The 23209-nt window shown below is 64.6% G+C and carries 23 protein-coding genes; 19 read left to right on the top strand and 4 right to left on the bottom strand.

The window, feature by feature from the left end; translation table 11 throughout:
• Positions 1-14 precede the first annotated feature (14 nt).
• On the bottom strand, positions 15-302 hold the full coding sequence (locus ACXZ1M_RS06725; protein WP_459052415.1) for a putative quinol monooxygenase: 288 nt from the start codon (positions 300-302) through the stop codon (positions 15-17).
• Positions 303-351: 49 nt separating this feature from the next.
• Between ACXZ1M_RS06725 and ACXZ1M_RS06730 the strand changes: the two genes are divergently transcribed.
• The 4 genes from ACXZ1M_RS06730 to ACXZ1M_RS06745 all read left to right on the top strand — a co-directional run bounded on the left by ACXZ1M_RS06730 (position 352) and on the right by ACXZ1M_RS06745 (position 4467).
• Complete coding sequence (locus ACXZ1M_RS06730; RefSeq protein WP_459052416.1) at positions 352-1095, top strand: DUF72 domain-containing protein; 744 nt, start codon at positions 352-354, stop codon at positions 1093-1095.
• A gap of 83 nt (positions 1096-1178) precedes the next feature.
• Positions 1179-1817, top strand: a complete 639-nt coding sequence (gene gmk, locus ACXZ1M_RS06735; protein ID WP_459052417.1) for a guanylate kinase — start codon at positions 1179-1181, stop codon at positions 1815-1817.
• Between the two features lie 25 nt (positions 1818-1842).
• Entirely contained in the window at positions 1843-2046 is a 204-nt protein-coding gene (gene rpoZ, locus ACXZ1M_RS06740; RefSeq protein ID WP_154359737.1) for a DNA-directed RNA polymerase subunit omega, read from the top strand.
• 165 nt (positions 2047-2211) lie between these two features.
• Entirely contained in the window at positions 2212-4467 is a 2256-nt protein-coding gene (locus ACXZ1M_RS06745; protein ID WP_459052418.1) for a RelA/SpoT family protein, read from the top strand.
• 90 nt (positions 4468-4557) lie between these two features.
• Here ACXZ1M_RS06745 and ACXZ1M_RS06750 read toward each other — a convergent pair whose 3' ends face one another.
• A complete protein-coding gene (locus ACXZ1M_RS06750) occupies positions 4558-5346 on the bottom strand; it encodes a hypothetical protein (protein WP_459052419.1) in 789 nt (262 codons plus the stop codon).
• Positions 5347-5419: 73 nt separating this feature from the next.
• Complete coding sequence (gene greB, locus ACXZ1M_RS06755; RefSeq protein ID WP_459052420.1) at positions 5420-5986, bottom strand: transcription elongation factor GreB; 567 nt, start codon at positions 5984-5986, stop codon at positions 5420-5422.
• Between the two features lie 49 nt (positions 5987-6035).
• On the opposite strand from greB, the gene ACXZ1M_RS06760 reads away from it, so the two are divergent.
• From ACXZ1M_RS06760 to ACXZ1M_RS06815, 12 genes are all read left to right on the top strand, one after another.
• Complete coding sequence (locus ACXZ1M_RS06760; RefSeq protein ID WP_459052421.1) at positions 6036-6605, top strand: hypothetical protein; 570 nt, start codon at positions 6036-6038, stop codon at positions 6603-6605.
• A 9-nt stretch (positions 6606-6614) separates the two neighbouring features.
• Positions 6615-7796, top strand: coding sequence for a sensor histidine kinase (locus ACXZ1M_RS06765; protein WP_459052422.1), 1182 nt, complete (start codon positions 6615-6617; stop codon positions 7794-7796).
• Positions 7796-8443 (top strand): response regulator, encoded by a 648-nt coding sequence (locus ACXZ1M_RS06770; protein ID WP_459052423.1) that lies wholly within the window; start codon positions 7796-7798, stop codon positions 8441-8443. Before ACXZ1M_RS06765 ends, ACXZ1M_RS06770 begins: the two co-directional genes overlap by 1 nt.
• A 167-nt stretch (positions 8444-8610) precedes the next feature.
• Entirely contained in the window at positions 8611-10212 is a 1602-nt protein-coding gene (locus tag ACXZ1M_RS06775) for a GGDEF domain-containing protein (protein WP_459052424.1), read from the top strand.
• Positions 10213-10500: 288 nt separating this feature from the next.
• Complete coding sequence (locus ACXZ1M_RS06780; protein WP_459052425.1) at positions 10501-12111, top strand: flagellin N-terminal helical domain-containing protein; 1611 nt, start codon at positions 10501-10503, stop codon at positions 12109-12111.
• 91 nt (positions 12112-12202) lie between these two features.
• Positions 12203-12589, top strand: a complete 387-nt coding sequence (locus ACXZ1M_RS06785; RefSeq protein WP_459052426.1) for a flagellar protein FlaG — start codon at positions 12203-12205, stop codon at positions 12587-12589.
• A 215-nt stretch (positions 12590-12804) separates the two neighbouring features.
• Positions 12805-15489, top strand: a complete 2685-nt coding sequence (gene fliD / locus ACXZ1M_RS06790) for a flagellar filament capping protein FliD (RefSeq protein WP_459052427.1) — start codon at positions 12805-12807, stop codon at positions 15487-15489.
• Positions 15490-15517: 28 nt separating this feature from the next.
• Positions 15518-15955, top strand: a complete 438-nt coding sequence (fliS, locus tag ACXZ1M_RS06795) for a flagellar export chaperone FliS (RefSeq protein ID WP_459052428.1) — start codon at positions 15518-15520, stop codon at positions 15953-15955.
• A gap of 3 nt (positions 15956-15958) precedes the next feature.
• Positions 15959-16288 (top strand): flagellar protein FliT, encoded by a 330-nt coding sequence (locus ACXZ1M_RS06800; RefSeq protein ID WP_459052429.1) that lies wholly within the window; start codon positions 15959-15961, stop codon positions 16286-16288.
• A gap of 14 nt (positions 16289-16302) precedes the next feature.
• Positions 16303-17946 carry a flagellar hook-length control protein FliK gene (gene fliK, locus ACXZ1M_RS06805; RefSeq protein ID WP_459052430.1) on the top strand — a complete coding sequence of 548 codons (1644 nt, stop codon included), beginning with the start codon at positions 16303-16305 and terminating at the stop codon, positions 17944-17946.
• The gene (locus tag ACXZ1M_RS06810; RefSeq protein WP_459052431.1) at positions 17936-18268 is read left to right on the top strand and encodes an EscU/YscU/HrcU family type III secretion system export apparatus switch protein; all 333 of its coding nucleotides are present in this window, start codon (positions 17936-17938) and stop codon (positions 18266-18268) included. Before fliK ends, ACXZ1M_RS06810 begins: the two co-directional genes overlap by 11 nt.
• A 15-nt stretch (positions 18269-18283) precedes the next feature.
• Entirely contained in the window at positions 18284-19042 is a 759-nt protein-coding gene (locus tag ACXZ1M_RS06815; RefSeq protein WP_459052432.1) for a flagellar brake protein, read from the top strand.
• 93 nt (positions 19043-19135) lie between these two features.
• Here the strand turns inward: ACXZ1M_RS06815 and fliE are convergent, their stop codons facing one another.
• On the bottom strand, positions 19136-19480 hold the full coding sequence (gene fliE, locus ACXZ1M_RS06820; RefSeq protein WP_459052433.1) for a flagellar hook-basal body complex protein FliE: 345 nt from the start codon (positions 19478-19480) through the stop codon (positions 19136-19138).
• Positions 19481-19708: 228 nt separating this feature from the next.
• Here fliE and fliF point away from each other — a divergent pair, with 228 nt between their 5' ends.
• Genes fliF through ACXZ1M_RS06835 form a run of 3 tightly spaced genes read left to right on the top strand, consistent with a single transcriptional unit; the run spans position 19709 to position 23206 of the window.
• Positions 19709-21457, top strand: coding sequence for a flagellar basal-body MS-ring/collar protein FliF (gene fliF / locus ACXZ1M_RS06825; protein WP_459052434.1), 1749 nt, complete (start codon positions 19709-19711; stop codon positions 21455-21457).
• Positions 21450-22448, top strand: coding sequence for a flagellar motor switch protein FliG (fliG, locus tag ACXZ1M_RS06830; protein WP_110844722.1), 999 nt, complete (start codon positions 21450-21452; stop codon positions 22446-22448). Before fliF ends, fliG begins: the two co-directional genes overlap by 8 nt.
• A gap of 2 nt (positions 22449-22450) precedes the next feature.
• A complete protein-coding gene (locus tag ACXZ1M_RS06835) occupies positions 22451-23206 on the top strand; it encodes a flagellar assembly protein FliH (RefSeq protein WP_459052435.1) in 756 nt (251 codons plus the stop codon).
• Positions 23207-23209: the final 3 nt, after the last annotated feature.

Raw genomic sequence — 23209 nt, forward strand, 5'->3', positions numbered from 1 at the left:
AAGGCCAGGGTTCCTTACAGCACCTGGTTCAGCTTGAGGATCTGGATATCGGCCTTGCCGCCGACGGCTTTCACCAGTTCCAGGAAATGCGGCGTCGCTTCGTGTTCGGCCAGAGCGGCTTCGTCGCGCCACGCTTCGAGCATGACGAAGCTGGCGTGGTTGCCCAGGTCGACGTGCAGGTCGTAGCGGATGCAGCCGGCTTCGGCGCGGCTCGGCGGCACGACGCGTTCCAGCGCCTCGCGCACCAGGACTTCATTGCCTTCCTTCGCGGTGATGGTGGCGACGACGATCAGATCTTTCATGGTATATCCTTGTGTGGACAAAAATGGCGATACTATCAGGAGACGCAAGATGGCGCAGATCAGGGCGGGAATTGGCGGCTGGGACTTCGCCCCTTGGCGCGAGACCTTCTATCCCAAAGAGGTGCCGGTCAAGAAGCAGCTTGAATACGCCAGCACCCAGGTCACCAGCATCGAAATCAACGGCACCTTCTACCGCACTGCAAAACCCGAACACTTCGCCAGCTGGGCCGCCAAAACACCCGACGATTTCGTGTTCTCGGTGAAGGCCACGCGCTACGCCACCAACCGCAAGGTGCTGGCCGAAGCCGGCGAATCGATCGAACGTTTCATGGACAGCGGCCTCACCGAACTGGGCGACAAACTCGGCCCCATCCTGTGGCAGCTGGCCGCCACCAAACAATTCGACGCCGACGACATCGCCGCCTTCTTCAAGCTGCTGCCCGCCAAACTCGGCACGCGCAAACTGCAGCACGTGCTGGACGCCCGCCACGACAGCTTCCTGTGCGACGACTACCTGAAGCTGGCGCGCAAGCACAAGGTCGCCACCGTCATCACCGACTCGCCTAAATTCCCCAACTTTACCGACGTCACCGGCGAGTTCGTCTACGCGCGCCTGATGGATGCACGCAGCGACATCGAAACCGGCTACACCAAGCCGGCGCTGAAGCAATGGGCCGCGCAGGCGCAGCAGTGGCAGCAGGACGCCAAGTCCGGCAAGGTCTACGTCTACTTCATCAACGGCGCCAAGGAACGCGCGCCCGCCGCAGCGCAGCAATTCATCGCGCTGCTGTAAATTGAACCCGGGCCGTTGCTCTTGGTAAAATACGTCTTTGGGCGACGCATTCGATCGCCCGCTGACGATTTTGAAAGATCAATATGAGCTCATCCAACGGATTCTCGGGCAGCTTGTTTGTGGTGGCCGCGCCTTCCGGCGCCGGCAAGTCCACGCTGGTGAACGCGCTGCTGGCGCAGGAACCGACCATCAAGCTGTCGATATCGACCACCACGCGCGCGCCGCGTCCGGGCGAAACCCACGGCGTACAGTACTACTTCACCAGCGCCGAAGACTTCGTCGCGCGCGCCAAGGACGGCGAATTCCTGGAGTGGGCCGAAGTGCACGGCAACTACTACGGCACCTCGCGCCTGATGGTGGAAGAGCAAATGAAGACCGGCACCGACGTGCTGCTGGAAATCGATTGGCAGGGCGCGCGCCAGGTCAAGAAGCTGTTCCCGCAAGCGGCCGGGATTTTCATCCTGCCGCCGTCGATCGCCGCGCTGGAGGAACGCCTGAACAAGCGCGCCACCGATGAACCGCAGGTGATCACCAAGCGCCTGCTGGCGGCGGGCGGCGAAATCGCCCACGCTCCTGAGTTCGAGTATGCTATTATCAACGAAGAATTCGACGTCGCTTTGTCGGAATTGACAGCGATAGTCCGAGCGGCCCGTTGCCGGTTTGCGCAACAAGCGGCACGCAACACCTCGCTCTTTGCCCAGTTGGGCATCCACGCTGAATAAATACACAAGATTATTAGGAGTTAAGATGGCCCGCATTACTATTGAAGATTGTCTGAAGAGCATTCCTAACCGTTTCCAGCTGACCCTGGCCGCGACCTACCGCGCACGCCAACTGCTGCAAGGCCACACCCCGAAGGTGGAAGCCAAGGACAAGCCTACCGTGGTCGCCCTGCGTGAAATCGCCGCCGGCAAAGTAGGTCTGGAAATGTTGAAAAAGGTCCCAATGTAAGTTGGGCCCGCGTTCCCGAACAATGTGAATGATGCGGTATGATGGTCGTAGCAAAACATTCTCATCGAGACGGAACGCGAACGTATGAATCTGATCCCTGCAGATCCTACATTGATTGAAAAGCCCGTCCGGGCCAAGAAGCCGGCTCAAAAGCCGGCTGCAGTCATGCCTGTGTCCGCAGCTAGCGATAGCACCGCCACTGTTTCCGCACCACCCGCCTCACCTCCTGCTCCCCCTGTGATTTCTACGTCGCCCCTGGCCACGCCTCCCGCCCTGATGGCCGGTGTCGCGTCGGTGTCTCACCTGTCCGAAAAACTGGCCGAATACATGAACGCCGCCGACCTGAAAAAGGTCAAGGAAGCGTATCGCTTTTCGGACGAAATGCACCTCGGCCAACTGCGCAAATCGGGCGAGCCTTACATCTCGCATCCGATCGCCGTGGCCGAAATCTGCGCCGACTGGAAGCTCGACGCGCAAGCCATCATGGCCGCGCTGCTGCACGATGTGATGGAGGACCAGGACGTCAAGAAGGACGAGCTGATCGAACGCTTCGGCGCCCCGGTGGCCAACCTGGTGGACGGCCTGTCGAAGCTGGAAAAGATCGAGTTCCAAAGCCAGATCGAAGCGCAGGCGGAAAACTTCCGCAAGATGCTGCTGGCCATGGCCTCGGACGTGCGCGTCATCCTGATCAAGCTGGCCGACCGCCTGCACAATATGCGCACCATGGAAGTGATGAAGCCGGCCGCCAAGGCCCGCATCTCCAAGGAGACCATGGAAGTGTACGTGCCGATCGCGCACCGCCTCGGCCTGAACAACATCTACCGCGAATTGCAGGATCTGTCGTTCTCGCACCTGTACCCGATGCGCTACCGCACCCTGGCCAAGGCCGTGAAGGCGGCGCGCGGCAACCGCCGCGAAGTGGTCAAGAAGATCCTGGAATCGGTCAAAAGCACGCTGACCATGGCGCATATCGAGGCCGAGGTGTACGGCCGCGAAAAGACCCTGTACGGGATCTACAAGAAAATGCGCAGCAAGCACCTGTCGTTCTCGCAGGTGCTGGACGTGTACGGCTTCCGCGTGGTGGTCGACAGCTTCCCCAACTGCTATGTGGCGCTGGGCACCCTGCACTCGCTGTACAAGCCGATGCCGGGCAAGTTCAAGGACTACATCGCGATCCGCAAGCTGAATGGCTACCAGTCGCTGCACACCACCTTGATCGGCCCTTACGGCACGCCGGTGGAATTCCAGATCCGCACGCAGGAAATGCACCGCACCGCCGAATCGGGCGTGGCCGCGCACTGGCTGTATAAAAACGGCGAAGCGAATATGTCCGACCTGCAGCAGCGCACCCACGCGTGGCTGCAATCGCTGCTCGACATCCAGCAGCAGACCGGCGACTCGGCCGAGTTCCTGGAACACGTCAAGGTCGACCTGTTCCCGGATTCGGTGTACGTGTTCACGCCGAAATCGAAAATCATCGCGCTGCCGCGCGGCGCCACGCCGATCGACTTCGCGTATGCGATCCACACCGGCATCGGCGACCATACGGTATCGGTCACCATCAACAACGAACCGGCCTCGCTGCGCACGGAGCTGCGCAACGGCGACATCGTGGAAATCGTCACCGACTCGGCATCGCGTCCGAGCCCGAGCTGGCTGTCGTTCGTGCGCACCGGCAAGGCGCGTTCGGCGATCCGCCATCACCTGCGCACCATCAACCTGCCGGAATCGATCGCGCTGGGCGAGCAGTTGCTGGCGGTTGCGCTGACGTCGCTGGGCGTGAGTCCGGACCTGGAAGATCATCTGGTCGAGCGGTTGCTGAAGGAATCGAGCGCCAAGTCGCTGGATGAACTGTATGCCGACATCGGCGTGGGCAAGCGCATGGCGGCGCTGGTGGCGCGGCACATCTTCGGCCTGCGCGGCGGCGAATCGGCCAGCGCGCCGATCGACCACAACAGCGCGGCGGAGCTGGACCCGGTCACCATTTGCGGCAGCGAAGGCGTATCAGTGCAGCTGGCGGCATGCTGTTTGCCGATTCCGGGCGACTCGATCATCGGCCAGCTGCGGCGCGACCAGGGACTGCTGGTGCACACGGCGGATTGCATGCACGCCAAGCGTCAGAAGGCCAAGGAGCCGGACCGCTGGATCGCGGTCAAGTGGGGCGCGGAATTGAACCGTCGTTTCGACAGCCGCATCAAGCTGCTGATCAACAACGAGAAAGGCATCCTGGCGCGCGTGGCGGCGGAGATCGGCGAGTCGGACGCCAACATCACCTACGTGGGCATGGATGAGGACAAGGAACACGTGCTGCACCAGCTGCGCTTCACGGTGCAGGTGAAAGACCGCGTGCATCTGGCGGGCTTGCTGCGCAACGTGCGCCGCGTGGCCGGCGTCAACCGCATTTTGCGCGAGCGCAGCTAACCCGGGGTCAGTTCTGCCAATCGTACACGGGCTCTGCCGTAATGGGCATTACGGCAGAGCCCGTGTACGATTGGCAGAACTGACCCCGGTTTATTTGTGGACGGGTTCGTACCAGTACGCCTTGTTGGACAGCGGCGTCTGCGGCGATAGCAACGGATTGTCCACCCGGAAGATGCGGCGCTTGCGCAGGCCCGCCTGGTCGATCAGGCCGTCGTAGAATTCGTGGAAGATCTGGTCGAAGCGGCCATCGGCGATCAGCAATTGCATGCCGTACTCGAGCCGCTGCGCCAACCGCTTCTGGCCGGCGCCCATGAAGAAGTAGCGCGGCGACGGCACGTACAGCGCCAGGCTGCGCTCCACGCTCAAGGCCGGAAAATTCGGCACATACGCGGCCTGCTCGTAAATCGCTTCATCGATGGCGCGCGGGAAGTATTGGAAGCGGCCCGCAGCCAACATGCTGTGCAGCCCCGCCGAAGTGGTGCCCTCCACCACATTGAACCCGGCCTGCTTGTAGGTCGCCGTCAGGCTCCATTGCCGCCCGGAGCCCAGCGTCATGGCCTTCAGCTGCTCGACCGACCGCACCGCGCTGAACAGGTCCTGATGCCGGCCGTCGATCAGCGCGATGCGGTAGCACGATATCCCCTTGTCGATCGGAATCCGGATCGGAATCAGCTTCTGCTCCCATTCACGCGACGTCACCTGCCCGCTCAGGTTGACCAATTCGCCCTTGAGCATTTCCTGCAGCAGGCGGTCGCGCTCCATGCGCAGCGGCGCCACCTTGAATTCATAGGCGCCGTATTTGGCGCTGGAGGCCTCCAGCGCCGCCGTCACCAAGCGTTGGGTATGGCTGTCGCTATAACTGGATTTGCTGGAGTTCATGTCGATGACGTAGACATCGACCGCGCACGCCGCACCCTGCCAGCCCAGCAGCGCCAGCAGGCCAAACAGAAACTTATTCGGCCACCGGCGCAGGATAACGCACCTCCAGGATGTCCAGTTCTTCCACGCCGTGTGGCGCCTGGAAGGTGATGGTGTCGCCCTCGCGCGCCTTGGTCAGCGCGCGCGCCACCGGCGCCACCCAGCTGATCTTGCCGTTCAAGGGATCAAGCTCGTCGATGCCGACGATGGTGATGGTGCGCTCCTCGCCGTCCTGGTTGCTGTAGGTCACGGTGGCGCCAAAGAACACCTGGTCGCTGCCATAGTGCGCGCTGGGATCGACGATGCAGGCCGAATCCATGCGCTTGGTGAGAAAGCGGATGCGGCGGTCGATCTCGCGCAGGCGCCGCTTGCCGTAGATGTAGTCGCCGTTTTCCGAACGGTCGCCGTTGGAGGCGGCCCAGTGCACGATGCGCACCACTTCCGGCCGCTCGACGTCGATCAGCTGCAGCAGTTCCTCCCGGATGCGCTGGTAGCCTTCCGGGCGGATATAGTTCTTGGAGCCGGCCGGGATCGCCAACGCCAGCGCTGCGGCTTCGTCGTCATCGTCCTGGTCGCTTTCTTTGACAAAGGCTTTATTCATACGGGCTATTGTAACGGCTTTCACGTATCATGCTGTCCAAGGAACAACCATGAAATTATTCCATCGCTTTCAACGCTGGCTGTTGACGCCGCTGGTCTATCTGGCCGCGCTGCTGCTGTTGCTGGAAGACTGGTTGTGGGACCTCGGCACGCGCCTGATGAACCGCCTGTCCCGCTGGCCGCCGCTGCACCGGCTGGAGGCGTGGATTTGCCGCCTCGGCCCCAAGGCCGCGCTGGTGCTGTTCGTGCTGCCGGCCACGTTGCTGTTTCCGGTCAAGCTGCTGGCCCTGTGGGCGATGGCGAATGGCTACCCATTCCTCGGCCTGGGCGTGATCCTGCTGGCCAAGCTGGGCGGTGCGGCCGCCGTCGCCCGCCTGTATTTGCTGACGCGGCCGGTGCTGCTCACCATCACCTGGTTCGCCGCCCTGCTGGGCTGGTTCTTGGCGCTCAAGGAACGCTGGATCGAACGGCTGCGCGCCACCCGCGCCTGGCGCCGGGCCAGCGCGCTGGCCAAGGCGTTTCGCCACTGGCGTCAACATGCCGTGCCCCGGCCGGGCAGCTGGCTGGCCCGTTTCCGCCGCCTGCTGAAACGCTTCCGCGCCCGCTGGCGCACCAGATAAAATGACACGATGAGCGCAGCTTCCCCTTCCCACACCGATCTGTCCCTGCTGGCCGAACTGGAACAGGTGCGCGCGCGTTTTGCCGCCATCGTCTCCAACACGCCCGGCCTGGTGTTCCAGTTCGTGCTGCACGCCGACGGCCAGGTCAGCTTTCCCTATCTCAGCGATGGCTGCCAGGCCCTGCTCGGGCTGCCGGCCGCCGAGCTGCACGCCCAGCCGCAACGCTTCCTCGGCCTGATCCTCGAAGACGACCGCCAGTCCTACCTGGACGCCATGCGGGCCTCGGCCTCGGCGCTGTGGAGCTGGAACTGGGAGGGCCGCATCTGGGTCGATGCCTGGAAGGACGTCAAATGGATCAACCTGCGCTGCACGCCGCACGCGCTGGCCGGCGGCGCCGTGCGCTGGGACGGCATCATGACCAATATCACCGACAGCAAGCTGGAACAGCTGGAAGTGCGCCATTCGCGCGCGCGCCTGGCCGAGCTGAGCGCCCACACCGACCGCGTCAAGGAACAGGAGCGCACCCGCATCGCGCGCGAAATTCATGATGAGCTCGGCGGCAACCTGACCGCCATCAAGATGGCCGTGGCCATGCTGGCGGCGCGCCTGGAAAACAGCAACGCCGAGCCGGCCCTGCGCGAGAAAACCGAGTATGTGGACGCCCTGGTCGACCGCACCATCGACGCCATCCACCGCATTTCGCTCGACCTGCGGCCGGCGCTGCTGGACCTGGGCCTGGTGGCCGCGCTCGAATGGCAGGTCGGCGAATTCGGCAAGCAGACCGGCATCGACAGCTGCTTCAGCAGCAACCAGCGCGACATCGGCCTCGACAACGACCAGGCCACCGCCCTGTTCCGCATCGCCCAGGAGGCGCTGACCAATATCGCCAAGCACGCGCACGCCAGCAAGGTCACGGTCAAGCTGGCGCAACAGCGCCATCACGTCAGCCTGAAAATCAGCGACAACGGCGGCGGCATCCGCCCCGCCGACCGCGCCAAGCCCGATTCCTTCGGCCTGCGCGGCATGGCGGAACGCGCGCGCGCGCTGGGCGGTACGTTGGCGCTGAGCCACGCCAGCGGCGGCGGCACCGTGGTGGCCATCAAAATTAAACGCGATACCGCACGCGAGGACCTCATCGCGGCGGCCGCTGGGGCTACAATAGCGGAAGAAAAGATTTCCACTTTGAAATAATGACAGAAAAAGCCATCATCAAGGTCTTCATCGCCGACGACCACGCCATCGTGCGGGAAGGCTTGAAACAAATCCTGGCCGAGACGCGCGACATCGTCGTCGCCGGCGAGGCCGAAAACGGCCTGGACGCCATCAAATTGTTCCGCAAATCGGGCTGCCAGGTGATGCTGCTCGATATCACGCTGCCGGACCGCAACGGCATCGAGGTGCTCAAGCAGGTCAAGAAGGAAAAGCCGGAGCTGGCGGTGCTGATGCTGTCGATGCACCGCGAGGACCAGTACGCGATCCGCTCGCTCAAGGCCGGCGCGGCCGGCTACCTGACCAAGCAGAGCGCACCCAAGGAGCTGGTGACGGCGATCCGCCAGGTGGCCGCCGGCCTCAAGTACATCAGCGCCGCGCTGGCGCAGGAGCTGGCCAACCACGTCAACGACGACCACGAGGCGCCGCCGCACGAAACCCTGTCCGACCGCGAATACCAGACCCTGACCATGATCGCCTCCGGCAAGACGGTGGGCGTGATCGCCAAGGAACTGTCGCTGTCGGTGAAGACGGTGAGCGAGTACCGCGCCCGCCTGCTGGTGAAGATGAAGCTGAAAAACAGCGCCGAACTGACGCACTACGCGATAAAAAATCAACTCATTGAATAAGCGCGAGTAAGATAATAAGATGATCGGCGTCGTGGTGTTGCCGAAAATCACATGGTTAATGCTGAGATGAAAGCCACCTTCCGCCCCCTTATCCGGGCAATGCCGTCGGAACGGGGCGCTTATCATAGGCGTCATCGGTAAATCCATTAAGAGGCCCGCGCGTCACTATGTCCAGCAAACCACCCACTCCCGAGCAGAATCCGGCCGAAATCGCCCGCGAGGCGTTCCGTCGCCTGGCGGTGCGCCGCATTGCGCCGACGCCGGAGGCCTACCGCGACATTTATAACGAAATCGCCGGCGTCCCGTCGCAGCCGGCCGCCGCCCCGGCAACCCCGGCCGCGCCGCTGGGCAGCGCCGACCCCGGACCGGAATCGGTGCTCAGCCAGTTCGCCACCCGCCTCACCGAAAACACCGGCGACCTGGCCGAGTTCGGCCGCCGCTTCAACCGCGCCGTCAAGTCGCGCGATTGGGACGGCTATGCGCGCGCGCTGTCGCAGCTGGTGGAAAAACATTTCGTCGCGCCCAAGAAGGGCATCGAAGTGGCCGGCCTGGCCGGCGAGGAAAGCGAACAGACCCGCACCCTGCGCGACCTGCTGAGCCGCACCCTGACCTTCGCCGTCGCCTCGCTGCTGGCCGGCGCCCCGGTGCTGGTGGCCGAGGCCGAATCGCTGGGCGTGGCCACCAAGGCCGCGCACAGCGAGGAGGCGCTGGCCGAGATCGCCGTGCGCCTGAAACAGCTGTGCTACCAGATCGAAGTGCGCGGCGGCGACAGCGGCGAACAGCAGGAATTGCTGCTGCGCCTGTTCAAGCTGCTGCTGGAAAACGTCGGCGAGCTGCTCGATGACGACAGCTGGCTGCGCGGCCAGATCGACGCCGTGCAAAACCTGATCGCCGGCCCGCTCGACGTGCGCGCGCTGGAGGAAGCCACGCGCAGCCTCAAGGAAGTCATCTATAAACAGGGCCAGCTCAAGCACAGCCTGTCGGACGTCAAGCTCACCGTCAAGAACATGATGATGACCTTTATCGACCGCCTCGGCCAGGTGGCGGCTTCGACCGGCGACTTCCACGAAAAGATCGGCGGCTATTCCGACAAGATCAGCAAGGCCGACAATATCTCCGAGCTCAACAGCATCCTCGACGAGGTGCTCAAGGAAACCCGCCTGGTGCAGAGCGAGGCCCTGAAGGCGCGCGACAAGATGATGCTGGCCAAGCAGGAAGTGCAGGACGCCGAGGCGCGCATCCACACGCTCGAAGCCAAGCTGCAGCATTTGAGCGAGCTGGTGCGCGAGGACCAGCTGACCGGCAGCCTCAACCGCCGTGGCCTGGACGACGTGTTCGAACGCGAAACCGCCCGTTCCGACCGGCGCGGCACGCCGCTGTGCATCTCGGTGCTGGACCTGGACGATTTTAAGAAGCTCAACGACACCTACGGCCACATCGCCGGCGACGCCGCGCTCAAGCACCTGGTCAAGATCGTCAAGGAAACCCTGCGCTCGATGGACGTGATCGCCCGCTTCGGCGGCGAGGAATTCCTGATCCTGATGCCGGAAACCACGGTCGAGGCGGCCGCGTCCACCATGACCCGCCTGCAGCGCGAGCTGACCAAGCACTTCTTCCTGCACGACAACGAGAAAGTGCTGATCACCTTCTCGGCCGGGGTGGCGCTGCGCCGTCCCAACGAAGAGCAGACCGAGTTGGTCAAGCGCGCCGACAAGGCCATGTACACCGCCAAGCAGACCGGCAAGAACCGGGTGGTGGTGGCCGAATAAAGCCCCGCCCCCCTGTCTCTACCCCGCCCGGCCCTTGCGCCGGGCTTTTTTTCGCGTGAAATAAATTTATTTTTACCCTAAAGTTTCCTTTTCAGGCGTCGTTTAGACGCTCATGCATTGCGAACTTTAGGCCCCGCAGCAAAAATTTTCCCGCCGCGCCGCCCTAAACTTTCCGTGAGGGAACCCGTTACCAGCTTCAACAGCGGTTTGATTGTCTCGGAACGTGGGGACAGACCAAAGTGAAATGAGCACATCGCCCAAATCGAAGTATAAGTCTGGAGAATCATCATGGCAGCAGTCATCAATACCAATATTGCATCGCTGAATTCGCAACGCAATCTGACCACCTCGCAATCTAGCCTGTCGACCTCGCTGCAACGCCTGTCGTCCGGTCTGCGCATCAACAGCGCCAAGGACGATGCCGCCGGTCTGGCCATTTCCGAGCGTTTCACGTCGCAAATTCGCGGCAATACCACGGCTGCGCGTAACGCCAACGATGGTATCTCGCTGGCGCAAACGGCCGAGGGCGGCTTGAGCACCGCCGGCGACCTGCTGCAGCGTATCCGCGAACTGGCAGTCCAGTCCGCCAACGGCACGAACTCCGATTCGGACCGCAAATCGATCCAGAACGAGGTGTCGGCCCTGTCGCAAGAGCTGGACCGCGTTGCCAACACCACCCAGTTCAACGGCCAGAACGTCCTGGACGGCTCGCTGACCTCGGCGCAGTTCCAGGTCGGCGCCAATTCCGGCCAGACCATCAACATCGGCGTAGGCTCGGCCAAAGCAACCGACCTCGGCAACAACACCGCGACCTCGGCCTTCGGTGGCACCGTGATTTCGGAAGCCATCACCGGCAACAAGAACAACATCGCTGCCGATGAAACCCTGACCCTGAGCTCGGGCTCCGGCGTCACCACCAACGTCTCGGTAAAAACCAGCGACAGCGCCAAGGCCATCGCAGCGGCCGTCAACGGCCAGTACGGCACCAGCGGCGTCAAGGCTTCGGCCAGCACCACCGCCACCCTGTCCGGTTCCGATCCAGCCACGCCGACCACCGGCCTGAAAGACGGTTCCTACCAGTTCACCCTGCGCGGCAACAACTCGGTGGCCAACGACAAAGAGTCGAGCGCCGTCACCATTTCGGCCCAGGTCAAGGGCGGCGACATCTCGTCGCTGGCACAGGCGATCAACGCGCAGAGCGGCACCACCGGCATCAGCGCTTCGATCAAGACCAACTCGGCCGGCACCGCCAAGGAAATCGTGCTGGCCAACGGCAACGGCGACGACATCCAGATCCAGAACACCAACACCGCAGCGGACGACGCACTGAGCGGCGCCTTCCTGCGCGGCGCCGACAAGCCGGCATCGGGCACCACCGCCGCCAAGCTCGCCACTGGCGTAGCCTTGGGCGCCGGCGGCACCGCCGACACCGTCGACAACACCGGCGCCACGCCGGTGGTCACCGCCGGTGTGGGCTCCAGCGTGACCGTGGGTGGTCATCTGGACTTCTCGTCGGACACCGGTTTCTCGGTCAGCAGCACCGGCACCGCGATCGTCGCCGCCACCCAGGCCAGCGCCCTGCAATCGGTCGCCAAACTGGATGTCAGCACCGTCTCCGGTTCGAATGCCGCACTGAAGACCATCGACTCGGCGCTGAACCAGATCAACAGCAACCGCGCTTCGCTCGGTGCGATCCAGAACCGTTTCGCCTCGACCATCTCGAACCTGAACACCGCCACCGAGAACTTGTCGGCCTCGCGTAGCCGTATCCAGGACACCGACTTCGCCGCGGAAACCGCCAGCCTGACCCGCGGCCAGATCCTGCAACAAGCCGGTACCGCGATCTTGGCCCAGGCCAACTCGCTGCCGAACGGCGTGCTGTCGCTGCTGCGTGGCTAAAATCCGGGGATAAGACGGCGCCCGAAACGCCGCTTTAACCAGGTTCCCCGGCTGATTTCATCAGTCGGGGATTTTTCGTAAAGGAAGCATCATGACTATCGATACCATCAGCTCGGCCACCGCCGCCGGCCGCAGCGTAGACCGGGCGCCGGTGAGTTCCGAGGCCGCCGTCGCCCAGGGCGCCGCGCGCGCGCCGGCCACCGCCGTCGAAACCGCCGCCGCCGTCAAGGCGCCGTCGGCCGCGCCGTCGCTGGAACAGGTCAGCGAAGCCGTGTCCCAGCTGAACCAGTCGTCGCAGGCCAAGTCGCAAGGCCTGGAGTTTTCCATCGACAGCGACAGCAAGCGCACCGTGGTCAAGGTGGTCGACCAGACCACCAAGGAAGTGTTGCGCCAGATTCCCACGCCCGAAGCGCTGGAAATCGCCAAATCGCTGGCCTCGAAATCCAGCACCGGTCTGCTGATCCAGCAAACCGCCTGAAGCGGCCGCGCCCAGCGCGCGCCGCTTTTTCCTCATCCATGGCATCCTGTCACCGGGAGCCTGCCTCCGTGTCCGCTGCCGATCGCCGCGCAGTCATCGTGTCAACATTGCCGCTAAGATCAGCTTCATGCGAACTGGCAGGTAATCTCCCCTCTCAAGTCCGGTTTGATTCTGCCGATATTGTCTTATATTATTGTTTTACTTAGGAGCACATCGTGGGCCTCTCTTCTCCCGGCATCGGTTCCGGCATCGACGTCACCACCATCGTCAGCAAGCTGATGGCGGTCGAGTCCGCGCCGCTGGCGGATTTCGACAAAAAGTCGGCCAGTTACCTGGCCCAGGTGTCCGCCTTTGGCAACCTGTCGGGCGCGCTGGGCACGTTCCAGTCGTCGCTGTCGAGCCTGACCTCGCTGTCCAGCTTCCAGACCCGCACCGCCACCCCGAGCGACACCAGCGTGATGACCGCTACCGCCACCGGCGACGCCCTGCCCGGCAGCTACCGCGTCAACATCACCCAGGTGGCGCAGGCGCAGACGCTGGCCTCGGGCGGCTACAAGAGCACCACGGCTGCGATCGGCCTGGGCGGCAAGACCACGATCAATTTCTCGCTCGGCACCGTCAGCGGCGGCACCTTCGGCCTGACCGGCACCCAGCTCGGCGCCAGCCTGAACACCAGCGGCCTGACGCCGGGCTCGCTCACCATCAACAACACCGCCATCGCCACCGACGGCAGCACGCGCAGCGCGCGCCTGCTGGCCGACGCCATCAACGCCAAGAGCAGCACCACCGGCGTGTCGGCCAAGGCCGCCACCACCGCCACCAGCGCCACCCTGTTCGGCAGCGCCGGCGCCTCGACCTTCGGCGACATCGACACCAACGGCGGCGGCAGCTACACGCTGTCGGTGGGCGGCGTCGACATCGCCGTGCAGCCGAGCGGCGTGGCCGGCGGCGCCGGCGTCACGGCCGCCTCGCTGGACGCCGCCCTGAGCGGCGACACCGCCGTCACCCGCGCGCTGGCCGAGGCCAACATCACCGTCAGCGGCACCGCCGCCGGCGGCGACCTGCAGTTCAAGAATGCCGACGGCAACAACATCGCCGTCAGCGAGACCGTCACCGGCGCCGTCACCGGCGGCATCGGCAACAGCGGCGGCGCCAACAACGGCTCCAGCACCACCGCCATCGGCGCCATTTCGCTGGTGTCGAACGACGGCAGCCCGATCACCGTGGCCGGCACCAATCCGGCCGGCGCCGGCCTGAGCGCCGGCACCGGCGGCGCCTACCTGGACGCCAGCTTCGCCGCCGACGCCAGCCGCACCAGCGGCAACATCGTCATCGACAGCTCCAACAACACCCTGCAGGGCATCGTCGCGGCCATCAACAAGGGCGGTTTCGGCGTCACCGCCAGCATCGTCTCGGACGGCAGCACCGGCAACAACGCCACGCCCAACCACCTGATCCTGACCTCGACCTCGACCGGCGCCACCTCGACCATGAAGATCACGCTGTCGGGCAGCGGCGGCAATCCGGCCGATCCGGACCTGGTGGCCCTGATGGGCTACGATCCGGGCGGCACCCAGAACCTGGCGCAAAAAGCCTCGGCCGCCGACACCAAGGCCACCGTCAACGGCATCGCCGTCACCAGCGCCGGCGCCAACATCAGCGGCGCCGTGCCGGGCGTGACCATCAGCGCCCTCAAGGCCGGCACCAGCACCCTGACCGTGGCCACCGACAGCAGCTCGCTGACCGGCGCGGTGAACGGCTTCATCAAGGCCTACAACGACCTCAACACACAAATCGGCGCGCTCGGCGGCTACAACACCGAGACCAAGACCGGCGGCCCGCTGCTGGGCGACTCGACCCTGCGCAACCTGCAGTCGTCGATCCGGCGCAACCTGTCGACCTCGATCACCGGCCTGCAGGGCACCTCGCTGACCAGCCTGTCGCAGATCGGCATCTCGTTCCAGAAGGATGGCACGCTCACGCTCGACAACAGCAAGCTGACCACGGCCATCAACAACAACTTCAACGACATCCCGGGCCTGTTCGCGGCGGTCGGGCGCGGCACCGACCCCGACATCAAGTTCGTCAGCTCGACCGGCAAAACGCTGGCCGGCGACTACCGCCTCAACATCACCCAGCTGGCCTCCAAGGGCACGCTGGCGGGCGACCTGGTGCTGCCGGCCGAAACCACCATCGACAACGACACCACCTGGACCGTGACGCTGAACGACACCAAGCCGGCCACGCTGGCCAACACGGCCACGATTTCCCTGCCCGCCGGCAACTACAACCCGAGCCAGCTGGCCACCATGCTGCAATCGGCGATCAACGGCGTGAGCGCGTTTTCCACCGCCGGCGCCACCGTCAGCGCCACCGTCGGCGACGACGGCAAGCTGTCGCTGACCTCGACGCGCTACGGCGCCAAGTCCAACATCCACGTCGGCGGCGCCACCGGCACGGCGGTAGCGGCCGTGTTTGGCGGCGGCGCCTCGGTCGATGGCGTGGACGTGGCCGGCACCATCGGCGGCTACACCGCCACCGGCGACGGCCAAACCCTGACCGGCGCCGCCGGCGCGCCGATCGAAGGCTTGAAGCTGACCGTCGCCGGCGACACCATCGGCTCGCGCGGCACCTTCGGTTTTTCGCAGGGCTACGCCTACCAGCTCAACACCCTGGCGGCGGGCTACCTGGGCAGCGGCGGCGCCATCACCAGCCGCACCACCGGGCTGAACAACACGGTCAAGGACATCACCAAGCAGCGCGACGCCTTCAGCGCGCGCCTGACCGATATTGAAGCGCGCTACCGCGCGCAATATTCGGCGCTCGACACCTCGATCGCCAGTATGAACACCACCGCGTCATTCTTGACGCAGCAGTTCGCAGCCATGGCCAAGGCCTGACCGCCAACGCACTAACAGGAGATAAAGTATGTTCGGATCTCGACAAACCGGCGTCAACGCCTATGCCAAGGTTGGCATGGAAACCGGCGTGGTCGCCGCCAGTCCCCACAAGCTGATCGTCATGCTGTTCGACGGCGCGCTGGTCGCGCTGAACGCGGCCTTGAGCGGCATGCGCAGTGGCAACATCGGCGAGAAGGGCAAATCCATCTCCAAGGCCATCATGATCATCGACAGCGGCCTGCGCGCCGCGCTCGACAAGAAGGCCGGCGGCGAGATCGCCGAAGGGCTGGACGCCCTGTACGAGTACATGAGCGCGCGCCTGCTGACGGCCAACATCAACAACGACGCCGGCATCATTGAAGAAGTGCAGCGTTTGCTGACCGAGTTGCGCGACGCCTGGAACGCGATCGCCGACACCCCTGCCGCCACCGGCATGCACCCTACCCCCAACCTCGCGAGCGCCTGATTTATGATGACGATTCAAGATGTTTTATCCGTGTACGCCGCGATGGCCGACCTGACCGAACAAATGGTGCAGGCCGCCACCCGTTCCGACTGGGACGCCCTGGTCCTACTGGAGCAGCGCTGCGCCGCCCACGTCCAGGTGCTGCGCGAGCAAGAACCGCAGCAGCCGATGAGCGGCGCCGCCCGCGAACGCAAGATCGAACTGATCCGCCAGATGCTCAACGCCGACCGCCAGATCCGCGACCTGACCATGCCGTGGATGGCGCAACTGTCCAAACTGATCAATTCGACCGGCGCCGAACGGCGCGTCGTCAACGCCTACGGCAGCGTTTAAAGCGGGCGCGCGCCATGCTGCCGCGCCTGGACGCCCTGGTGACGCCGGTCAAGCCGGCCGACGGGGCCGGTGCGGGCGTCGGCATCGGCGACGGCCGCCAGGCGGCCTTCCAGCGCGCCGTGCAAAGCCTGGTCGGCCAGACCGTGCCGGCCGAGGTGATGTCCAAGCTCAAGGATGGCAGCTACCTGGTCAAGGTGGCCGACAACGCCGTGCGGCTGATGCTGCCGGGCGACACCCAGGTCGGCACCAGCGTGCCGCTCACCGTGCTCAGCGCCCAGCCGCGTCCCACCTTCCAGCTCGGCACTAGCCAGCCGGGCGCCACGCCCACCCTGTTGTACACCGATGGCGGCGCCACCGAGGGCGGCGAGCCGGCCGCCAGCCTGCCGTCGCAAGGCCCGGCGGTCTACGTGCCCGGCGGCGGCAAGCCGGCCGCCGGCGCCACGCCGGGCCTGCCCGGCCAACCCACCGTGTCGGCCGGCGCCGACGCCCAGCCGGCCGCCGAGGGCGAGGCGGCGCCGGGCCAGCTCAAACCCGCCGTTCCCAATCCCGCCAACGCCAATCCTGGCGCCGCCGGCACGCCCGGCACGGCGGCCCGTCCCGGCTTGCCGGCCGGCGCCGCGCCTGCCGCAGCGGGCGCGGCGCCCGGATCCGGAGCACAGGCCGCCGCCGACACGCCCGAGATGGCCGCCACGCCGGACGCGCGCGGCACCCCCGCCAACGCCGCCGCACAAGCCGGCCGGCCCGCCGTCGCCGGCACGGCCACGCCGAACCCAGCCGCCACACTCGCCACGCCGGCCGCTGCCGCCCAGCCGCAGCTGGCAGGCCAGGCCGCCGCCGCGCTGGCCGCCGGCGGCGCCCTCCCCGCCGACGCCGTCAAACCGCAAAGCCTGGGCGCCACCCTGCTCGGCAAAGCGCCGCTGACACCGGCCAGCGAACTGCCGGAACTGAGCGCCAACACGCCGCAGGCCACGCTCAGCAGCGCGGCGCGCGTGCTGACCACCATCCTCGGCACGGCGCAGGCGGGCCAGGCGGCGCAAACCGCGCTGATCGGCAAGACCGCGCTGTTCGGCAACTCGGCGCCGGACACCGACGTGCTGGCGCAAAAGCTGCAGGACACCATCTCCAAAAGCGGCCTGTTCTACGAATCGCACGTGGCGGAATGGGTCAAGGGCGAGCGCCCGCTCACCGAGCTGATGCGCGAGCCGCAAATGCAGCGCCTGCTCCAGCAAGGCGGCGAAACGGCCGCACGCGCGGCCGGCAACGGTCCCGACCTGAGCGCGGCGCAAATGATCAACCAGCAATTGCACACGCAGGAGCAACACCGCGTGCTGTGGCAGGGCCAGGCGTGGCCGGGCCAGCAGATGCAATGGGAAGTGCGGCGCGACCAGCGCGAAGGCGGCAAGGACGGCGGCCAGGCGGAAGGCGAGCCGGAGCAGATCTGGCGCAGCGGCGTGCGTTTCCGCCTGCCATTGCTGGGCGCGGTGTCGGCGGCGGTGACGCTGGTCGGCGACCAGGTCCACATCCAGGTGCAGACCGACACCGACGGCGGCGCCACCACCCTGCGCGCCTGGGCCGGCCAGCTGGAAAGCGCGATGGCCGCCGCCGGGGCGCAACTATCCTCGCTGACCATCAGCCAGGAGGACGGTAATGAAGGATGAAGCGCCGCGCCGGCCGCTGCAACAGGCGGTGGCCCTGGCCTACGACACCGGCAAGCCGGCGCCCAAGGTGGTGGCCAAGGGCCGGGGCCTGGTGGCCGAACAGATCATCCACGTGGCGCAGGAGGCGGGGGTGGCCATCCACGAGTCCAAGGAACTTGTCTCGCTGCTCATGGAAGTTGATCTTGACCAACAAATCCCACCGATTCTCTATCGTACAATTGCGGAACTGTTAGCGTGGCTATATCATATTGAAGCAGCGCAAAAGTCTGGACAGCCCTTGCCCCCGGCGCCGGACAGCAGCATCCCATTGACCGAGATTTGAATCGAGCCACACGCGATGTACCCACACTTTCAGGATGCGGAATTGGAAAACTGGCACGATTTTGAAGTCGAATCAAAACGGGAAATCTTTTCCCTGCTGCGCGGTATCGGCGAAAAAAACCAGTTGATCCGCATGTTGATCCAGGGCGAGTCCGACGTCTGCGTCACCTCCATCCTGGACGTGGATGAAGCGGCCAACGTGGTCTACCTGGACTGTTCGATCGACCAGGAGCAGAACAAGCGCATCCTGGCCTCGCGCCGGCTGTCGTTTGAAACCACGCTGGACAAGGTCCGCATCCTGTTCGCGGCCGACCAGATCGAGCCGGCCGTCTACGAGGGCAACCCGGCGTTCATGATCGCCATTCCGCCGACGCTGATCCGTCTGCAGCGGCGCGAGTACTACCGGATTTCCACGCCGGTGAGCAACCCGGTGCGGGTGCAGATCGCGCTGCCGGCCGAACTGGGCGGCCCGACCACCTTCCCGCTGGCCGACATCAGCTGCGGCGGCATCGCCATCCTCGACAACAAAATGATTTTGGGCGAGGCGGTGGGGAAAAACTACGCGGAATGCCGCATCGACCTGCCGGAGATCGGCCAGGTCACCACCTCGCTACAGGTGCGCAACTCGCTAGACCTGACGCTGCTCAACAACAAAACCAACCGCCGCCTGGGCTGCGAATTCGTCGGCATCTCGCGCGGCAACCTGGCCTACGTCCAGCGCTACATCACCAAGCTGGAACGCGAGCGCAACGCCCGCATCGCCGGCCTGAGCTAAAACCGGGGTCAGGTCCTCCATTGCTACACGGGCTCTGCCGTAGCGATCGCTACGGCAGAGCCCGTGTAGCAATGGAGGACCTGACCCCGGGTTTTAGACTTGCATATTCATGATCTCGTGGTAGGCCGAGACCAGCTTGTTGCGCACCTGGATCGCGCCCTGGAAGTTGATGCTGGCTTTTTGCTGCGCGATCATCACGTCCGACAGGCTGACGCTGTCGTCGCCCATGGCGAAGCGCTTGCTCATGCCGTCCGCTTCCACCTGGCTGGCGTTGACCGCGTCCAGCGACTTCTTCAAGGCGTCCGAAAACTGCGCCTTCGGCGCCGCCGGCGCTTCCGTCTGGATCACCGGCGGCGTCAGGTTGGGCTTGGTCGCGTGCGCTTTTAATTGCGCGATCATGGCCTGGATCTGACTGCTGTCAATTCCACCTGTTCTCATTCCTCACTCCTTATTATTGCTTTCGTGAAATAAATTCCCGCGAGACAAGCAACCGTGGCGTTACAATTACGCACGGCTTTATCAGTGGTGACAGAATACCAAGCGCAACACCATAGGCCTGCATCGAGCAGGACCGTAAACGGTGCTCTGTTCCCGCTATTGGATTTCCAGATTACAAGCAATAATGGCCGTATTCCTTCAAGAACCCTTATTCGGGACCCAACCATCATGGCCGTAGCGGAAGAAATCGACAACGACACAGTAGCCGGCGCAGCCGACGACGGCGCCGAGAAGCTGCCCTTCATCCAGACGCCGATGGGGCGCAATTTCCTGCGCGCCGCCGGCGCGGCGGCCATCATCGCCATCCTGATCGGCCTCTACCTGTGGAACAAGCCGCCCGAATACGCGGTGCTGTTCTCCAACTTTACCGACCGCGACGGCGGCGCCATCACGGCCGAGCTGGACAAGCTGCAGGTCAAGCACAAGTTCGCCGATAACGGCGGCGCCATCCTGGTGCCGGCCGAACAAGTCCACGACATCCGCCTGAAACTGGCGGCGCAAGGCTTGCCGAAAGGCGGCAACGTCGGCTTCGAGCTGATGGAGAACCAGAAGCTGGGCGTGTCCCAGTTCCTGGAACAGGTCAATTACCAGCGCGCCCTGGAAGGCGAACTGGCGCGCTCGGTCATGTCGCTGGCCCCGGTCGAGAACGCCCGCGTCCACCTGGCGCTGCCGAAACCGTCCGTGTTCGTGCGCGACCAGCAAAAGCCGACCGCCTCGGTGATCGTCACCCTGCACCCGAACCGCAAGCTCGACCAGCAGCAAACCGGCGCCATCGTCCACCTGGTCGCCTCCAGCGTGCCGGAACTGCTGCCGGCCAACGTCACCGTGGTCGACCAGGCAGGCAACCTGATTTCCGATCAAAACAAAAACGGCGCCGGCGGCCTCAACGCCAAGCTCGACGAGCAGCAGCTGAAATACGTCAAGGACCTGCAGGCGCAGGTGATCCGCCAGGTCGAATCGATCGTCGTCCCCATCGTCGGCGACGGCAATGTGCGCGCCGAAGCCGTGGCCGATGTCGACTTCGCCCAGATCGAGCAAGCCACCGAGAACTACAAGCCGAACTCGCCGCCGGCCGCCTCCGCCATCCGCAGCCAGCAGAGCAGCGAAACCTCGGGCGGCGGCGCCAACACCAATCCGGGCGGGATTCCGGGCGCGCTGTCGAACCAGCCGCCGGGCACCGCCACCGCGCCGCTGAACCAGACCGCCCAGGCCAACGGCCCCAACGCGCCGCCGCCGGGCACCGTGCCGGGCACGCTGCCGGCCGGCGCCGCCGCCAGCCCGACCCACAAGGAATCGACCACCAATTATGAAGTCGACAAGACCGTGCGCTACGAGCAACGCGGCATGGGCGGCCTGCGCCGCCTGACCGTGGCGGTGGTGGTCAACTACAAGCGCACTGTCGATAAGGACGGCAAAGTCACGGTAAAAGCCTATACTCCTGAAGAGATGACCAAGATTAACGATCTGGTGCGTCAGGCCATGGGCTACAACCAGGATCGCGGCGACGCCGTCAGCGTTGCCAATTCGCCTTTCGACGGCGTCGACAAGCCTTACGAGGCGCCGCCGGAATGGTGGAAAGATCCTGCCAACTTGCCGATGGCCAAGGATTTGGCGAAGTTCCTGATTACCGCCCTGATCCTGCTGTACATCGTGCTGCGCATCGTGCGTCCTATGATGCGCCCGGTGTTCAAGAAGATCGACGAGATCAACGCGCCGGAACCGGAACCGGAAGTGCCGGAAGAGCCGGTGGAAGAAGGTCCGGACGAGGCCCTCATCGCCGAAGAAGAACTGCGCAAGATGGAAGAGAACACCGCCCGCGGCTATCGCGAGAACCTGGCCATGGCCAAGAAACTGGCGGTCGAAGACCCACGCATTGTGGCCAACGTGATTAAGGAATGGATAGGCGCAAATGACTGAGAACACCGGACTGCAAAAAGCCGCCATCCTGATGCTGGCGATGGGCGAAACCGAGGCCGCCGAGGTGATGAAATTCCTCGGCCCGCGCGAAGTGCTGAAGCTGGGCGCGGCCATGGCCACCATGAAGAACGTGCCGCACGAGGAAGTGGTCGGCACGCTCGACAATTTCCGCGACATGGTGGCGGCCGCCTCCACCGTCGGCCTCGATTCCGACGAGTACATCCGCCAGGTGCTGACCAAGGCGCTGGGCGACGACAAGGCCTCGGTGCTGCTGTCGCGCATTCTGGGCGGCAAGGACGCGTCCGGCATCGAATCGCTGAAGTGGATGGATTCGCAATCCGTGGCCGAGCTGATCCGCAACGAACACCCGCAGATCATCGCCACCATCCTGGTCCACCTGGAACGCGACCAGGCCTGCGAAATTCTTGGCAACTTCACCGACCGCCTGCGCAACGACGTGGTGCTGCGCATCGCCACCCTGGACGGCGTGCAGCCGGCCGCGCTGCGCGAGCTGAACGACGTGCTGACCAAGCTGCTGTCGGGCAACGAAAACATCAAGAAGTCCACCCTGGGCGGCGTGCGCGCCGCCGCCGAGATCCTCAACTTCATGAGCGGCGAGCAGGAAAGCTCGGTGATGGACAACATCAAGAACTACGACAACGACATGGCGCAAAAGATCATGGACGAGATGTTCGTGTTCGACAACCTGATCGATATCGACGACCGCGGCATCCAGCTGCTGTTGCGCGAGGTGCAGTCGGAAATGCTGATCGTTGCGCTGAAAGGCGCGTCGCAGGAGCTGCGCGACAAGATCTTCAAGAACATGTCGGCGCGCGCTTCGGAAATGATGCGCGAGGATCTGGAGTCGAAAGGCCCTGTGCGCCTGTCGGAAGTGGAAACGCAGCAAAAGCAAATCCTGCAAATCGTGCGCCGTCTGGCCGACGAAGGCCAGATCGTGCTTGGCGGTAAAGGTGAGGATTCCTTCGTTTAATCATGGCGATTCACTCCAAAGAACAGCAGCCGGCGTTTCAGCGCTGGGAAATGACCTCGTTCGGCGACGAACGGCCGAGCTCGATCGCCCTGCGCGAAGCCGAGCAACGCGACGTCGACGCCGAGAACGCGCGCCTGGAAGCCGAGCAGCGCATCGAGGAAGCTTTGCAGGCCCAGCAGGAACAGATGTCCATGGGCCCGCCGCTGCCGCCGCCGGTCGCCTATCCGACCGTCGAGGAACTCGAACAAATCCGCGAGGACGCCCGCCAGGACGGCTATGAAGAGGGCCATGCGGCCGGCCACGCCGACGCCATCGAGGCCGGCAAGCTGGCCTCCAAGGAAGAGTTGCAACACGTGCGCGCGCTGGCCGACAGCTTCAGCAGCGCGCTGCAGGACGCCGACCAGCTGATCGCCAACGAAGTGCTGGAGCTGGCCCTGCAACTGGCCAAGGGTATGCTGAAGAACGCGCTGCAGGTCAAGCCGGAGCTGATCCTGCCGATCGTGCGCGACGCCATCGAATACCTGCCGGTGCTGCAGCAGCCGGCGCTGCTGGTGCTGCACCCGGACGACGCCGCCACCGTGCGCGCCGGCATCGGCGAGGAACTGGACAAGGGCGGCTGGCGCGTGGTGGAAGACGTCAACGTCGGCCGTGGCGGCTGCAAGGTCGATACCGCCAGCAACCAGATCGACGCCACCGCCGCCGCGCGCTGGCAACGCCTGAGCAATGCGCTGGGCAAAGAAGCGGACTGGCTGGCCTGAGAT

Source organism: Duganella paludis (assembly GCF_054461335.1).